Source organism: Martinezella lusitana, from assembly GCF_014207095.1.
Classification (GTDB): Bacteria; Pseudomonadota; Alphaproteobacteria; order Rhizobiales; family Rhizobiaceae; genus Rhizobium; species Rhizobium lusitanum_B.
Genome location: NZ_JACHBG010000030.1, coordinates 36,790 through 52,736, shown reverse-complemented (window position 1 = coordinate 52,736; position 15,947 = coordinate 36,790). Strand labels below are relative to the sequence as shown.

The 15,947-nt window shown below is 61.5% G+C and carries 10 protein-coding genes; 5 read left to right on the top strand and 5 right to left on the bottom strand.

Going from position 1 to position 15,947, the window contains the following annotated elements; all coding sequences use genetic code 11:
* Positions 1-16 precede the first annotated feature (16 nt).
* The 3 genes from GGD46_RS30870 to GGD46_RS30860 all read left to right on the top strand — a co-directional run bounded on the left by GGD46_RS30870 (position 17) and on the right by GGD46_RS30860 (position 8,080).
* Positions 17-5,530 (top strand): alpha-2-macroglobulin family protein, encoded by a 5,514-nt coding sequence (locus tag GGD46_RS30870; protein ID WP_184711009.1) that lies wholly within the window; start codon positions 17-19, stop codon positions 5,528-5,530.
* 8 nt (positions 5,531-5,538) lie between these two features.
* Entirely contained in the window at positions 5,539-7,626 is a 2,088-nt protein-coding gene (gene pbpC / locus GGD46_RS30865; RefSeq protein ID WP_184711008.1) for a penicillin-binding protein 1C, read from the top strand.
* Between the two features lie 94 nt (positions 7,627-7,720).
* Positions 7,721-8,080, top strand: coding sequence for a nuclear transport factor 2 family protein (locus GGD46_RS30860; RefSeq protein ID WP_184711006.1), 360 nt, complete (start codon positions 7,721-7,723; stop codon positions 8,078-8,080).
* Positions 8,081-8,334: 254 nt separating this feature from the next.
* Here the strand turns inward: GGD46_RS30860 and pheT are convergent, their stop codons facing one another.
* The 5 genes from pheT to infC all read right to left on the bottom strand — a co-directional run bounded on the left by pheT (position 8,335) and on the right by infC (position 13,691).
* Positions 8,335-10,758, bottom strand: a complete 2,424-nt coding sequence (gene pheT, locus GGD46_RS30855; RefSeq protein ID WP_184711004.1) for a phenylalanine--tRNA ligase subunit beta — start codon at positions 10,756-10,758, stop codon at positions 8,335-8,337.
* A 16-nt stretch (positions 10,759-10,774) separates the two neighbouring features.
* The gene (gene pheS / locus GGD46_RS30850) at positions 10,775-11,857 is read right to left on the bottom strand and encodes a phenylalanine--tRNA ligase subunit alpha (RefSeq protein WP_184711002.1); all 1,083 of its coding nucleotides are present in this window, start codon (positions 11,855-11,857) and stop codon (positions 10,775-10,777) included.
* Between the two features lie 329 nt (positions 11,858-12,186).
* Positions 12,187-12,591 (bottom strand): 50S ribosomal protein L20, encoded by a 405-nt coding sequence (rplT, locus tag GGD46_RS30845; protein WP_184711000.1) that lies wholly within the window; start codon positions 12,589-12,591, stop codon positions 12,187-12,189.
* A gap of 37 nt (positions 12,592-12,628) precedes the next feature.
* The gene (gene rpmI / locus GGD46_RS30840) at positions 12,629-12,832 is read right to left on the bottom strand and encodes a 50S ribosomal protein L35 (protein ID WP_004108077.1); all 204 of its coding nucleotides are present in this window, start codon (positions 12,830-12,832) and stop codon (positions 12,629-12,631) included.
* A gap of 322 nt (positions 12,833-13,154) precedes the next feature.
* Complete coding sequence (infC, locus tag GGD46_RS30835; protein WP_028750883.1) at positions 13,155-13,691, bottom strand: translation initiation factor IF-3; 537 nt, start codon at positions 13,689-13,691, stop codon at positions 13,155-13,157.
* A gap of 276 nt (positions 13,692-13,967) precedes the next feature.
* Here infC and GGD46_RS30830 point away from each other — a divergent pair, with 276 nt between their 5' ends.
* Both GGD46_RS30830 and GGD46_RS30825 read left to right on the top strand, forming a co-directional pair.
* The gene (locus tag GGD46_RS30830) at positions 13,968-14,780 is read left to right on the top strand and encodes a carboxylesterase (protein ID WP_184710998.1); all 813 of its coding nucleotides are present in this window, start codon (positions 13,968-13,970) and stop codon (positions 14,778-14,780) included.
* Between the two features lie 236 nt (positions 14,781-15,016).
* A complete protein-coding gene (locus tag GGD46_RS30825) occupies positions 15,017-15,616 on the top strand; it encodes a transglutaminase-like cysteine peptidase (protein ID WP_184710996.1) in 600 nt (199 codons plus the stop codon).
* The last annotated feature ends 331 nt before the right edge of the window (positions 15,617-15,947 follow it).

The following is a 15,947-nucleotide window of genomic DNA, read 5'->3' as shown; positions in this document are numbered from 1 at the left end:
AGCGTTGGGAGGACTTATGTCTAAGCGCGCGTTTATCGGCTTCTCTGCTTTTCTTCTTGCCACTTTTGCATCCTTGAGCCCTTCGGCGGCCGCTGACGTCAAGCGTCAGGTGGTCACCACCAAGGACGGCGACTATTTTGGCTTCGATCTGCGCACGGAGCAGAACGTAACGCTGGACCAGTGCTCCGCCTCGTGCATCGGCGACAAGTCCTGTAAGGCCTTCACCTACAATCCCAAGGTGAAGTGGTGCTTCATGAAGTCCGACTTCAATCAGCTGAACAGCTTCCCGGGCGCGATCGCCGGCAAGGTCGTCGAGACTGCCGCGACCAGCGAGCCGGACATCGGCGCCGCCCCCGCCCTTTCCTTCCTGACAGGTGATTTCATCAAGAGCGCCGGCGATGCGAAGAGCACGCTGACGCTCGGCGACGAACTCAAGGGACAAGGCGTCGAAAGCCTGATCGCGCTCGGCCGTATCGAGCTGACCTCGGGCAACGTCAATGATGCCCTGAACGCCTTCCAGGGCGCGCTTTCGCTCAACCCCGACGATGGCGACCTGTGGATCGAGATGGCGCGCGCCGCCAATACCGTTACGAACGACACGTCTCTCGCCACCAAGGCTGCCTACGCAGCGCTCAACGGCTATCAGCTGACCCGCACGACGACGAGCCGCGCCGATGCGCTCGCCGTTCTCGCCGAGGCGCTGAAGAACGCGCAGAACTACCGCCCCGCGCTGAATGCCTACAAGGCGAGCCTCAATCTCGTCAGCTCCGCCGCCGTGCAGGCGGCCTACAACGATCTGCTGGCACGCCAGGGCTTCCGCGTCTCCGGCAACACGCTCGACAACGATAATGCTTCGCCGCGGGCCTGCGTACAGTTCTCCGAAAAGCTGGTGAAGAGCGGCGTCGACTATACGCCTTTCGTCACTGTCAACGGCGCGGCACCGAAGGGCGTCGACGCCAAGGACAACCAGATTTGCGTCGAAGGCCTGGAGTTCGGCCAGCATTATCGCATCTCGCTGCGCGCCGGCCTGCCGTCCTCCGTTGGCGAAAACCTTGCCGCACAGGTCAATGTCGACGTCTACGTCAAGGACCGCAGGGCTTCGCTGCGCTTCACGGGCGACAATTTCGTGCTGCCCTCCACCGCGCGCCGCGGCATCCCGATCGTCTCCGTCAACGCCAACACGGCCAATCTCAAGCTCTACCGCATCGGTGACCGCAATATTGCGCAGACCCTCAACAACTCGCAATTCCTGACGCAGGTGGACAGCTACAACGCTCAGACCATTCAGGACACCAATGGCGAGCTAGTCTGGCAGGGTTCGATCGAGATCAAGCAGGAACTCAACAAGGAAGTCGCGACCAGCTTCCCGGTTGACGAAGCTCTGCCGAAGCGCAAGCCCGGCGTCTATGTGCTGACGGCCGTTGCGCCCAACAGCGGCGGCCAGGAATGGGATCCGCAAGCAACGCAATGGTTCGTGGTTTCCGATATCGGCGTCACCACCTATGCCGGCACCGATGGCCTCAACGTCTTTGCCCGCTCGCTCGGCAGTGCCAAGCCGCTTGCCGGCGTACAGCTGCAGCTGCTTGCCAAGAACAATGAGATCCTCGGCACCGCCAAGACCGACGACAAGGGCCGCGCCGTTTTCAGCGCCGGCCTGATACGCGGCACGGCGGGCATGACGCCGGCCGTCATCACGGCTCAAAACGGCGACCAGGACTACGTCTTCCTCGACATGACACGCGCCGGCTTCGATCTTTCCGACCGTGGTGTCGCCGGCCGAACCGCGCCCGGCGCGATCGACCTGCTGACATGGACCGAACGCGGCATCTACCGCGCCGGCGAAACGGTGCATGCGTCCGCTCTTGCCCGCGACGTCAGCTCGACAGCGGTTGAAAACCTGCCGTTCACCTTCGTCTTCCTGCGCCCGGATGGCGTCGAGGATCGCCGCATCGTCACCGATGGCGGCAAGCGCGGCGGCTACAACGTCGACCTGCCGCTGCAGCAAACTTCTATGCGCGGCACATGGACGATGAACATCTACACCGATCCGAAGGGCTCCTCCATCGGCTCGCAGACCTTCATCGTCGATGACTTCGTGCCGGATCGCATTGAATTCGACATGAAGAGCGACGCCAAGGAGATCGAAGTCGGCCAGCCGACACCGGTCAATGTCGATGGACGCTATCTCTATGGCGCTCCGGCAGCCGGTCTCAACCTCGAAGGCGAAGTGACGCTGAAGCCGACGCGCCAGAGCGACACCTACAAGGGCTATCTGTTCGGCCTCGCCGACGAAGGCGCCGGCAAGGCCAATAGCGACGACGACAATAGCGGCGGCGACAGCAAGGCCGAAAATACGCAGGTGCCGCTTGAGGACCTTCAGGCGCTGGACGAGAATGGCAAGACGACCTTCGATGTCACCATCAAGGACACGCCCTCGACCACGCAGCTGTTGAACGCCAACATTACCGTGCGCATGCAGGAGGCCGGCGGCCGTGCCGTCGAGCGCTCGCTGACGCTGCCGGTCAAGGCGGATGGTCCGCGCATCGGCATCAAGCCGCAATTCGACGGCAATCTCGGCGAAAATTCCGTCGGCAATTTCCATGTCATCGCCATCGACGAGAACGGTCAGAAGCAGGCGATGCAAGGCCTGACCTGGAAACTCCTCAGTGTCGAGCGCAATTATCAATGGTATCGCGACGGCAACAGCTGGAAGTTCGAGCCGATCATGTCCACCAAACAGGTGGCAGTCGGCACCGTGAACGCCACCACCGACGGTGCGGCGATTTCCATGCCCGTCACCTGGGGCCGCTACCGGCTGGAAGTGTCCACTGCGGACACGAACGGCCCGGAATCCAGCATTGAATTCAATGCCGGCTGGTATGTCGCCTCGAGTTCGACGGAGACGCCGGATGCGCTCGAAATTGCGCTCGACAAGCAGAGCTACCATGTCGGCGACACCGCCAAGCTGAAGGTAACCTCGCGCTATGCGGGCCAGCTGATGGTAACTGCCGGCTCCGAGACGCTGATCTCGGTCACCAATGCCGATATCGGCGCCACCGGCGGCGAAGTCGACGTTCCCGTGACCGCCGATTGGGGTGCCGGCACCTATCTGACCGCCACCCTCTTCCGTCCCGGCGACGCCCAGGAAAGCCGCATGCCGATGCGCGCCATCGGCATCAAGTGGGCGCCTGTCGATCCAGGCGAGCGCAAGCTGCAGATCAAGCTTGACGCGCCGCAGAAGACCCTGCCGCGTCAACCGCTGACCATCGGCCTTCAGGTCGCGGGCGCAGGTGCCAATGAGGATGCCTACGTCACCCTCGCCGCCGTCGATGTCGGCATCCTGAACCTGACGCGCTACCAGCCGCCGGCACCGGATGATTGGTATTACGGTCAGCGCCAGCTCGGCCTTGAAATCCGCGACATCTATGGTCGCCTTATCGATGGCTCGCTCGGCGCGACCGGCAAGCTGCGCACCGGCGGCGATGGCGGGCAGGTCGCCCTGCAGGCAAGCCCTCCGAAGGAAAAGCTGGTCGCCTTCTTCTCAGGCCCGATCAAGCTTGACGCCAGCGGCAAGGCGAGCGTCAGCTTCGATATCCCGCAGTTCAACGGTACCGCGCGCCTCATGGCCGTGGCTTGGTCGAAAGCCGGCGTTGGACATGCGACGCAGGATGTCATCATTCGCGATCCGGTCGTCGTTACCGCCAGCCTGCCGAAGTTCCTCGCACCGGGGGACAAGGCGAACCTGCGGCTAGATGTTGCCAATACCGATGCCCCCGCCGGCGAATACACGCTTGCGGTGACAGGAAATAGCGCCGTGACCGTGGATGAAAAAGCCACACAGCAGAAAATCAACCTGCAGGCCGGCGGCAAATACAACATCACTTTGCCGCTCATCGGCGGCCAACCGGGCGACGGCACGGTCTCGATCAAGCTGTCGAACGCTTCGGGCATGTCTCTGGACCAATCGGTCGATATCCCGGTTCGTCCGGCACAGCTGCCGCTCGCTGAACGGCGTGTGATCGCGCTCGCGCCCGGCAAGAGCCTGACCGTCAACTCAGACCTTCTCGCCGACAGCGTGCTGCCCGGCGCCTCGGTCAGCGTCAATGTCAGCCGCTCCAGCGCCTTCGACGTGCCGGCGCTGTTGATGAGCCTCAGCCGCTATCCCTATGGCTGCGCGGAACAGACCGCGAGCGGTGCCTTGCCGCTGCTCTACTTCAGCGACATGGCCGTCAAGAACGGCCTTGCCGATGACGCCGAGATCCGCAAACGCGTGCAGGACGCCATCTATCGCGAAATGTCCTACCAGTCTTCCACCGGCAGCTTCGGCCTCTGGGGCCCTGGGTCGGGCGATCTTTGGCTGGACGCCTACATTACCGACTTCCTGACCCGTGCCCGCGAACAGAAATATGCCGTGCCGGATCAGGCCATGGTGCAGGCGCTGGAAAACCTCCAGAACGCGCTGAGCGCCAATACCAACGTCAAGGACAACGGCAACGAGATCGCCTATGCGCTCTATGTGCTGGCACGCAACAAGAAGGCCTCGATCAGCGATCTGCGCTACTATGCCGATACGATGCTGAACGACTTCCCGACACCGCTGTCCAAGGCGCATCTGGCGTCCGCATTGGCGCTCTATGGAGATGCCCAGCGCTCGCGCAACATCTTCATCGATGCCCTGCAGATGTCGCAGAAGGCGGCGGTCACGAAGGTCAGCTTCGCCCGTTCGGACTACGGCTCGTCGCTACGTGACGGTGCTGCCGTGCTGGCGCTTGCCGCCGAAAGCCGCCCCGTACCGCCGATCATTCCCGATCTGGCAAGCGTCGTCGCCAAGGATTGGCAGAGTCGGAAATATACCAGCACGCAGGAACAGACCTGGATGCTGCTTGCCGCCCGCGCTCTGCAGAATGGCGATGACGGCCTGACGCTCGACGTCAACGGTGCTGCCCATACCGGCACCTACATGGCGCAAATGTCCGGCGATGCCTTGATGGGCCATCCGCTGACGGTCACCAACACGACGCGCCAGCCGCTGTCTGCTGCCGTGACCACCGTCGCAGCCCCGGCATCGCCACTGCCGGCCGGCGGCACCGGCTTCAAGATCGAGCGCAAGTACTACACGCTCGATGGCGAGGAGGCCAACGTCAGCCAGGCCCAGCAGAACGAGCGCTATGTCGTCGTGCTGCACGTGACGGGCGCCAATGACTGGCCGCAGCGCATCCTTGTGACCGATCTCTTGCCCGCCGGCTTCGAGATCGACAATCCGAGCATCGTCGGCAGCGCCCAGCTCTCGAACTTCGACTGGCTGAGCGATGTGCAGCCCGCCCATGTCGAATTCCGTAGCGATCGCTTCGTCGCCGCCTTCGACCAGACAGACGGCGCCAATCGCGACATGAGCTTCGCCTATGTCGTGCGCGCCGTGACCCCCGGCGTCTACGACCACCCGGCCGCGAGCGTCGAGGACATGTATCGTCCGCAGTTCTCGGCCCGCACCGCAATGGGCCGCATGGAGGTGCTGGCAGCCCAGCAGTAAGTGCAGCCATGAAAGCACGATGGAAGATTGCGATCGGTTTTGGAGCCACTGCCTTGACGGCGGTGGCTCTGGTCTTCGGCCTGGAGGCCGCGGACCGCGCCTATCCGCCGCCTCTGGACGCTGCCCGCGTTGTTTCAGCCGAGGTGCTCGACGCCAACGGCGATCTCCTGCGCGCCTTCGCCACGCCTGAGGGGCGCTGGCGGCTGAAGACCGGGGTTGCCGATGTCGATCCGCAATATCTGCGCATGCTGGTCGCCTATGAAGATCACCGCTTCTACGATCATCACGGTATCGACCCGATGGCGATCGGACGCGCCTTCGTGCAGCTCGTCACGCATGGTCGCATCGTCTCGGGCGGCTCGACGCTCTCCATGCAGGTGGCCCGACTGATCGAGCCTCGCGGTCAGCGCTCGATGACCGCCAAGCTTCTGCAAATCGTTCGTGCCATCCAGATCGAGCGGCGCCTGACAAAGGAGCAGATCCTCGATATCTATCTGACGCATGCGCCCTATGGCGGCAACCTGGAGGGCGTACGGGCGGCAAGCCTTGCCTATTTCGGCAAGGAGCCTCGCCATCTCAGCGTCGCGCAATCCGCGCTTCTCGTCGCCCTGCCGCAGCTGCCGGAAAAGCGCCGGCCGGACCGCAATCTCTCGGCGGCGCAGGCAGCCCGCCACCGCGTCCTCGAACGCGCAGCCGTCGCGACCATCATCGGCGAAGGGGAAGCCGAACGCGCCGCGTTGACACCTGTGCCGGCCGACAGGCGGCAGCTGCCGGCCTATGCGGCACATCTCGCCGAGCTCGCCCTGAAAAAGCAGCCCGATGTCATTCAGCGCCGAACAACCTTGCGGCGCGGTGTGCAACAGGGGCTGGAAGCCGTCGCCGATACGGCTGCGAAACGGCTTGGGCCGAAGGTGTCCGTGGCCATGGTCATGGCCGATGCCAAGACCGGCGAGATCATCGGCGAAGTCGGCTCGGCCAACTATTTCGATTCCGGCCGCGCGGGCTGGATCGACATGACCCGCATCTTGCGCTCTCCCGGCTCGACGCTGAAGCCCTTCATCTATGGGCTCGCCTTCGAACAGGGCTATGTGGCGCAGGAAACGATCATCGAGGACCGTCCCGCCGATTTCTACGGCTATCGGCCGCGCAATTTCGATATGAACTACCAGGGCGATGTCAGCGTGCGGCAGGCGCTGCAGCTGTCGCTCAACGTGCCGGCCGTGCGCCTGCTCGATGCCGTAGGTCCCACCCGGCTGCTGGTGCGCTTCCGCCGCGCCGAGGTGAACCTCAAGCTGCCGCCGAACGAAGCTCCCGGCCTTGCCATCGGCCTTGGCGGCGTCGGCGTGACCCTCAAGGATCTGGTGCAGCTCTATGCCGGGCTTGCCAATCGCGGCAAGGCGATGCGGATCGGCGACGGCGTTCAGGATCAGCCCGGACCGATCGACAGCGAGCCGTTGATGGAGCCGGTGGCCACCTGGAACATCACCGACATTCTCTCCGATATCATCGCGCCGCGCGGCAGCAAACAGCTTGGTATCGCTTACAAGACTGGCACTAGCTACGGCAATCGCGATGCATGGTCGATCGGCTATGACGGCGCGCATGTGCTCGGCGTCTGGGTAGGCCGGCCGGACAACGGCGCCGTGCCAGGGCTGGCGGGCTATGTCTCGGCCGCTCCCATCCTGTTCGAAGCCTTCGCGAAATCGGGCGTTGCCATTACCCCCTTCCCGCCGCCGCCTATGGGCGCCGTGCGCATCTCCGCAACCGAGCTGCCCATCAGCCAGCGCCGTTTTTCGGTCACCGCCGCAGGGCTGCTGGCCGCTTCAAGCCGCGAGCCGGCGCCGCAGATCGTCTATCCGCCCGAAGGCGCACGCGTCGACCTCGGGGCAGGCACCGGCGCCGATCGGATCGCGCCGCTGGCGCTGAAGCTGCAGGGCGGGCGGGCGCCATTTCGGTGGCTCGCCAACGGCAAGCCGCTGCCGGAACTTTCGCGCCGCCGCACCAACCAGTGGACGCCCGACGGCGCCGGCTATTCGACGCTGACCGTCATCGATGCGGCAGGCCGCGCCGCCAGCGTGCGGGTTTTCGTCGAGTAGTATCAGGCAAATCAGCGTGATCGCGCTGTCGTATTTTTGCCAGCCTGTATGGCCTATGCTATCTTGATAGATGTCTCAAACGAGGAATGGCGAGATGTCGGAAGAGCAGGCAATCCGCGCGGTTGTTCACCTCTATGTCGATGGCATGGCCTTCGCGAATGAGCCGGCGCTGCGCAAGGCACTCCACCCGCGCGCTGATATCATCGGCAATTATCAGGGCGCGGTCGAATGGATGACACGGGATGAGTTCATCTCGGCGATCGTCGAGGAAGGCAGCGCGCCACCCGGCACCATACCCCTCATGGAGATCGAGCTGATCGATATCGAAGGCGATGCCGCAAGCGTCAAGGTCGTCGACGAATTCGCCGGAATGCGGTTTTCGGACTATCTGTCACTGGTGAAGATCGACGGACGCTGGAGTATCGTCAACAAGGTCTATCATCTGCATCGGTAGAACCGATTGCTTTCGATATGCCGAGCCCCTGATACCCCCTCTGTCCCTTCGGGACATCTCCCCCACATGGGGGGAGATTGGTACCTCGTTGCACACGCCTGTCATAAAGTAACGTTGCGCCTGCTGAAATCGCAGTTTATTGTTATGAGGTCGACGAGCGACAAGCTCCCAACGATCTCCCCCCATGTGGGGGAGATGTCGCGACAGCGACAGAGGGGGGTGACGCACCCTCCGCAAATTCAGCAGCTGGCAGATTAACCGCGCAGCACCCCACCCGTCGACTTCGTGACGTTCGCCACGATCTTCTGAGTCAGTGCTTCGAAGTCCTCATCGGTGAGCGTCCGCTCGGCGGGCTGGATCTGTACCTCGATGGCGATGGACTTCTTGCCTTCGCCGAGCGATGCGCCTTCGAAGATATCGAAGACGTTGACGCCGGTGACCAGCTTGCGGTCGGCGCCGACGGCAGCGCGGACGATGGCGCAGGCTTCCACCGACTTGTCGACCACGAAGGCAAAGTCGCGCTTGACGGCCTGGAACGGAGAAAGCTCCAGTGCCGGCTTGGTGCGGGTCGCCTTCTTTTTCGGCTCGGGCATGGCGTCGACATAGACTTCGAAGCCGGCGAGAGCGCCCGACACATCGAGTGCTTCCAGCGTCTTCGGATGGAATTCGCCGAAATAGCCGAGCACGACCTTCGGACCCATCTTGATGGTGCCGGAACGGCCGGGATGATACCAGGCCGGGCCACCCTGCTCAATCTGGATATTGGTCATCGGCAGGCCGCAGGCTTCGATCACGGCGAGAGCATCGGCCTTAGCATCGAAGACGTCGACCGGCTTGCCGCCGCCCTTGGCGGTGTTCGACCACATGCGGCCGGCGCCGGAGAGCGTTGCCGTGCCGCGGCGGATGCCGCCGGCAACACGACGCTGGCCCTCGGGTGTGTCATTCTCATAGGTGCCGGAGACTTCGAAGATCGCGACGTCACCATAACCCTTGTCGGCATTGCGCTGCGCGGCAGACAGCAGACCCGGCAACAGCGACGGGCGCATGTCGGACATGTCAGCGGCGATCGGGTTCGCAAGCTTCAGCGCGTCGGAGCCGCCGCCGAAAAGCTTGGCCTGATCTTCGGAGATGAAGGACCAGGTGACGGCTTCGAGCATGCCGCGCGAGGCAAGCGCCCGCTTGGCGGTGCGCGTGCGGATCTGCAGCGTCGTCAGGATCTTGCCGTTGACGGCATTATGACTGCTAAGCGGCTGCGGCTTGATGTTGTCGACGCCGTGGATGCGCATGATTTCTTCGACGAGATCGGCCTTGCCGTCGACATCCGGGCGCCAGGAGGGAACGGCGACCGAAATGCGCTCGCCCGAACCGGAGACCGAGAAGCCGAGCTTCGTCAGGATGGACTTGCTTTCATCGGCCGAGACTTCAAGGCCGGTCAGGCGCTTGACCTCCGACAGCGGGAAGTCGACGACCTTGGCGTCATAGCCCTTATAGCCTTCGACGCGGGCCTTGGCGGCCGTGCCGCCGCAGCAGGCGAGCACCAGTTCCGTAGTGCGCTCAAGGCCCGGAACCATATATTCCGGATCGGCGCCACGCTCGAAACGGTAGCGCGCATCGGTGATGATGCCGAGGCTGCGGCCGCTCTTGGCGATGTTCATCGGATCCCAGAGTGCGGACTCGATCAGCACATCCGTGGTGTTCTCGTCGCACCCGGAATGTTCGCCGCCCATGATGCCGCCGATCGACTCGACGCCGTTATCATCGGAGATGACGACATTGCTCGGATTGAGCTTGTATTCGCGCTCGTCCAGCGCCAGCACAGTTTCACCATCCTTGGCGCGACGCACGACCAGATTGCCCTTGACCTTGGCGGCATCGAAGACGTGCATCGGCCGACCCTGATCGAAGGTCATATAGTTGGTGATGTCGACCAGCGCGCTGATCGGACGCAGGCCGATGGCAAGCAAACGCTGCTGCATCCACTTCGGGCTCGGGCCGTTCTTGACGCCGCGCACGAGGCGAAGCGCAAAGCCGGGGCAAAGGCGCGTATCATCCAGATCGATTTTGAGTTCAGTCGTCGTTTCGCCTTCAATGGCGAAAGATGGCGTGCGGCGCGACTTCAGCGTGCCGAGGCCGGATGCGGCGAGATCGCGGGCGATGCCGTAGACGCCGGTGCAATCCGGGCGGTTCGGCGTCAGGTTGATCTCGATCATCGGGTCGTCGAGGCCGGCATAGGCGGCGAAGCTCGTGCCGACGGGCGCATCTTCGGACAAGTCGATGATGCCGTCATGGCTATCGGAGATTTCGAGTTCCTTTTCCGAGCACATCATGCCGCGGCTTTCGACGCCGCGGATGTTGCCGATGGCAAGCGTCACGTCGATACCGGGAACATAGGTGCCGGGAGCGGCGAAGGCGCCGATAAGGCCGGCGCGTGCATTCGGTGCACCGCAAACGACCTGAACCGGGGAACCGCTGCCGGTATCGACCATCAGCACCTTCAGGCGGTCGGCCTGGGGATGCTTTTCGGCTGACAGCACCTTGGCGATGACGAAGGGCTTGAACGCCGCCTTGTCGTCGACCTCTTCCACTTCCAGCCCGATCATCGTCAGGCGGGCGCAGATCTCGTCGAGTGTGGCGTCGGTTTCCAGATGCTCTTTCAGCCAGGAGAGTGTGAATTTCATGTGCTTTATCCCTTCCTTACGCGCTCAGACCGCCGAACAGCGTCGGCATATCGAGCGGGCGGAAGCCATAGTGGTTCATCCAGCGGACATCGGCGTTGAAGAAGTCGCGCAGGTCAGGCATGCCGTATTTCAGCATGGCGATGCGGTCGAGGCCCATGCCCCAGGCAAAGCCCTGGTACTCATCGGGATCGAGGCCGCCGTGGCGCAGTACGTTCGGATGCACCATGCCGCAGCCGAGAATTTCCATCCAATCCGTGCCTTCGCCGAACTTGACGATCGGGCCGGAGCGGTCGCACTGGATATCGACCTCGAAGGACGGTTCCGTGAACGGGAAGAAGGACGGGCGGAACCGCATCGTCACATTGTCGACCTCGAAGAAGGTCTTGCAGAATTCTTCCAGCACCCAGCGGATATTGGCGACATTCGCCGTCTTGTCGATGACGAGGCCTTCGACCTGATGGAACATCGGCGAATGCGTGGCGTCGCTATCCTGGCGATAGGTCTTGCCGGGGATGATGATGCGGATCGGTGGCTTCTGCGCTTCCATGGTGCGCACCTGCACCGGCGAGGTGTGCGTGCGCAGAACCTTGCGCTCATCCTTTTCGTCCGGCTGGAAGAAGAAGGTGTCGTGCATTTCGCGGGCCGGATGACCTTCCGGGAAGTTCAGCGCCGTGAAGTTATAATAGTCGGTCTCGACGTCGGGACCTTCGGCGATCGAGAAGCCCATGTCGCCGAAGATCGCGGTGATTTCGTCGACGATCTGGCTGATCGGATGAATGCGGCCGCGCTCGGCAGGCGACGAGCGCACCGGCAGGCTGACATCGACGGTCTCCGCCTTCAGCTTCGCGTCGATCGCGGCATCGCGCAGCGCGCCCTTGCGTTCGTTGATCGCGTCGGTGACGGAGTTCTTGAGAGCATTGATCGCCGCGCCGCGTGTCTGCCGCTCTTCCGGCGACATCGCACCCAGCGTCTTCAGCAGTTCGGAAACCGAGCCCTTTTTGCCGAGTGCGGAGACCCTGACGGCTTCGATCGATTGCTCGTCGGTTGCCGCGGCCACCTCGGCCATGAGTTGGGTTTCGAGTGTTACGAGTTCCGTCATCTGATCCTGCCTTGCGGGCGGCGGGCATGGAACGCCGCTCATTCCGCGGAATAATGGATGAACGCCCACATCAGACAGCTTGTGGCAACGATGAGGCGCTGCAGATCACTATCCATGTGCAAGCGGCCAATCAACCGGGCAAATGACAAAAACACGCCGAGAATGCGGTCCCTGGCACTTGTCGCCCGATGCGCGACCCGTTTTTCGAGCTTCGCCCGACAAGACGGCCTGACACGATGGAAAAGCGTATGCTGCAAAAACACAAAACCCGCGCCGGTTTCGCCAGCGCGGGTTTCATAATGAATTTACGAAAGACGTGCGACGCAGCGTTAGTTAACGGCTGCTTCGAACTCGTTCTTCGTGCCAGCTTCCTTGAGGTACTCAAGAGCCTTCTTCGAAGCTGCAACGAGCGCGCCGAACGCTGCCGACTCATGGATTGCCATGTCGGAGAGAACCTTGCGGTCGACTTCGATGCCAGCCTTGTTCAGACCGTCGATAAAGCGGCCGTAGGTCAGGCCATGCTCGCGGACGGCAGCGTTGATGCGCTGGATCCAGAGAGCGCGGAAGTTGCGCTTGTTAACCTTGCGGTCGCGATAAGCATACTGCTTGGAGCGATCGACAGCGGCCTTGGCCGTGCGGATGGTGTTCTTGCGACGGCCGTAGAAGCCCTTGGCTGCCTTCAGAACCTTCTTGTGCTTGGCGTGGGCGGTAACGCCTCTTTTTACGCGTGCCATTTCATGATCTCCTTAGTCTATAGCGTTACGAATAGTCTTAGAGACCGTTCGGCAAGTAGTTCTTGACAACCTTACGGCCATCCGGTTCTGCGAGAACCATGGTGCCGCGGGCGTCGCGAATGAACTTGTTGGTACGCTTGATCATGCCGTGGCGCTTGCCAGCAGCGGCGGCCTTGACCTTGCCGGTCGCGGTGATCTTGAACCGCTTCTTGGCCGAGGACTTCGTCTTCATCTTGGGCATTTTGCTACTCCTTCGATGCTTCCTGGCGCGCTTTTCTAAGAAAGCCCTTCCCACAGGTCCGGACAAACCGGGCTGCAAAAGGTGCCGGAGCGTTTGTTGTTGAACGGCTGAAACGGTGACGAACCGCTCCGCCAGCATTCTGAACTGCCACGGCATGCCCTGCCGGTCAGTTCGGACGCGCGCTTATAACCGCAGTCGCTTAGAAGTGCAACTGGCCGGACGCGTGATTCTTTGCAGATCGATGACAGGACACGACGAGGTCGCCCAAAAGGAAAAAGCCGCCCAAAGGACGGCTCCGGCCTCTCTTACATCTGCCTGCGCCTCACTTCGGCGCAAGCACCATCATCATCTGGCGGCCTTCGAGCTTGGGCTCGGCTTCCACCTTGGCGATCTCGAGCGTGTCTTCCTTGACCTGCTGAAGAAGTTTCATGCCGAGTTCCTGGTGCGCCATTTCGCGGCCACGGAACTTCAAGGTCACCTTCACCTTGTCACCTTCTTCGAAGAAACGGCCGATAGCCTTCATCTTCACCTCATAGTCATGGGTGTCGATGTTCGGGCGCATCTTGATTTCTTTGACTTCGACGATCTTCTGCTTCTTGCGCGCCTCGGCGGCCTTCTTCTGGTTTGCGTATTTCAGCTTACCCAGGTCGAGGATCTTGCACACAGGCGGTTCAGCATTAGGGGAAATCTCTACCAGATCGAGACCGGCCTCCTCTGCCATTCTCAATGCCTGGTCGGTCGGGACGATGCCCATATTCGCACCGTCAGCAGCAATGAGCTGTACTTTGGGAATGCGAATTTCCCTGTTGGAACGTGGCCCATCCTTTACGGGCGCATCGGTTTTAAAGGGTCTGCGAATGGTCTTATTCTCCACGAATTGTTTCGGATAGCTGCAGCCTCTCGCTCCCCGTCGGCGCAACTGACGGAAATGTCGTAAAAGCTATGTTGAAGTCAATAGCATGACATCAGGAAAAAAGCACCTCCTGCGTGTCAATAGAATGTCACAGAGAATGAGATGCGCGAAGGACACAGTCCCGTCGCCAAATAACGCCCAGGCCTACGGCAAACAGCCGAGCATTTTTCGCGTCGCGTGCGGGCGAATCTGTTCTATAGAGCGAAAAACGGGAGTTTCTTGATGTCCGAAGCAGCTACAGCCACCCAACCGACCTTCATTTCCGTTGGCACGGGCGACAGCGAACGCCAGATCGCCATCCATGAGCGCGCCGCCGGCAAGGGTACGAAGAATGTCAGTTTCGTGTGGCTATCCGGCTATCGGTCCGATATGAGCGGCACCAAGGCGGTGGAACTGGACGCTCTGGCCGAACGGGCTGGCCTCGGCTGCATCCGCTTCGACTATTCCGGCCACGGCCAGTCCGGCGGCAAATTCACCAACGGCACGATCTCGCGCTGGCTGGAAGAGGCGATTGCCGTCATCGACCATACGAAGCCGAAGAAGATCGTCCTCGTCGGCTCCTCGATGGGTGGCTGGATTGCGCTCAGGGTCATTCAGGAGCTGCGCAAGCGCAAGAAAGCCCCGGCAATCGCCGGTCTCGTCCTGATCGCGCCCGCCCCCGATTTCACCGTCGACCTCATCGAGCCGAACCTTTCGGATGTCGAGCGCCGTTCGCTGGCCGAGCGCGGCTATTTCGAGGAACCGTCGGAGTATAGCCCCGAGCCGAACATCTTCACCCGTGCCCTGATCGATGACGGTCGCGCCAATCGCGTGCTGACTGGTATCATCGAGACCGGCTGCCCCGTGCATATCCTGCAGGGCATGGAAGACGCAGACGTGCCCTTCGCCCATTCGTTAAAGCTGGTCGAGCATCTGCCGGCCGACGATGTGGTGTTAACACTTGTGCGCGATGGCGATCATCGCCTGTCACGGCCGCAGGATATAGAGCGCATGCTCACCGTTGCCGAGACCCTGGTGCTTAACAATAGCCAGTAAAAACAATCCGATATACTTGAAACAACCCGCCGCGGAGCCTCTGCAGCGGGCGTCTTTTCCGCACGCCTTACGGATCCGGTGCGGTTTGGGATTATGGCAAAAGCCGCCTCAACTGTACCAAAATTAACCATACGCGCCGGTTCCGCCGTTAACACTTAAGTAACGATTGACTTGTCAGGCCCCGCTACATTAACAATTTGTTAACAAATGCAGGGACGATACAAGGAATAGTGGGCGTGCGTATTAAGGGCGTATTGGTTGCCTTCGCTGCTATAATTGCGATGTCATCAGCGGCGATGCCGGCCTCTCAGCAGAGCGCATCGATGACCGTCGGCAACGTCACTTCCCAGCCGATCGGGCACTATGACTTCTGCCAGAGGCATCCCGATGAATGTGGTCCGGTTCGCAATGCCGGCCCCGAGGACATGAACGCCGCCGCTTGGGTGCTGGTCAACCAGATCAACCTGCGCGTCAACAAGACCATCCGTCCGGCAACGGACATGGAGGTCTATGGCCAAGAAGAATACTGGGAATACCCGAAGACGGCCGGCGACTGCGAGGATTTTGCCCTGCTGAAGCGCCGGCTGCTGATACAGAGCGGCGTCTCTGCCTCCAACCTCCTGATGACCGTCGTTCGCAAGCCGGATGGTGAAGGTCATGCGGTTCTGACGCTGCGCACGAAGCAGGGCGATTATGTCCTCGACAATCTTGAGGACGAGATCAAGCTCTGGTCCAAAACCCCCTATTCCTACCTGAAGCGTCAAGCGAGCTTCAACACGGGGCGCTGGGTCACCATCGAAAACGGGAACGACGTTCTGGTCGGCTCCGTCAAGTAAGTGCAAACACTCCAAGACAGACAAAAGGCCGGCAAGAAGCCGGCCTTCCGTTTTTGGGGATTTAGTCAGAACAGTCCTCACTCGCTCGTGCGGACGGATTGGACCTTAGCGGTTACGTCATCTGTTCCTATGGCTCTGCTGACCCGCTTTGGCATGTTGCTCGTGTGAGCCATCGCGCGCATTGCCGGCTTGCTGGTCGTGTGAGCCGCCTGAAGAAGCGCTCCGGCTATTCTGATCCATGTTCTTATGGCTCTGCTGACCTGATTTGACGTGCTGTTCGTGGCTTCCAACTTGGTGTGCCATTAGACAATCTCCTTGGGTTTGCAGAATG

Coding starts and splice junctions, on each gene's coding strand:
- GGD46_RS30870 (WP_184711009.1), top strand. CDS start 17: ATGTCTAAGCGCGCGTTTATCGGCTTCTCTGCTTTTCTTCTTGCCACT.
- pbpC (WP_184711008.1), top strand. CDS start 5,539: ATGAAAGCACGATGGAAGATTGCGATCGGTTTTGGAGCCACTGCCTTG.
- GGD46_RS30860 (WP_184711006.1), top strand. CDS start 7,721: ATGTCGGAAGAGCAGGCAATCCGCGCGGTTGTTCACCTCTATGTCGAT.
- pheT (WP_184711004.1), bottom strand. CDS start 10,758: ATGAAATTCACACTCTCCTGGCTGAAAGAGCATCTGGAAACCGACGCC.
- pheS (WP_184711002.1), bottom strand. CDS start 11,857: ATGACGGAACTCGTAACACTCGAAACCCAACTCATGGCCGAGGTGGCC.
- rplT (WP_184711000.1), bottom strand. CDS start 12,591: ATGGCACGCGTAAAAAGAGGCGTTACCGCCCACGCCAAGCACAAGAAG.
- rpmI (WP_004108077.1), bottom strand. CDS start 12,832: ATGCCCAAGATGAAGACGAAGTCCTCGGCCAAGAAGCGGTTCAAGATC.
- GGD46_RS30830 (WP_184710998.1), top strand. CDS start 13,968: ATGTCCGAAGCAGCTACAGCCACCCAACCGACCTTCATTTCCGTTGGC.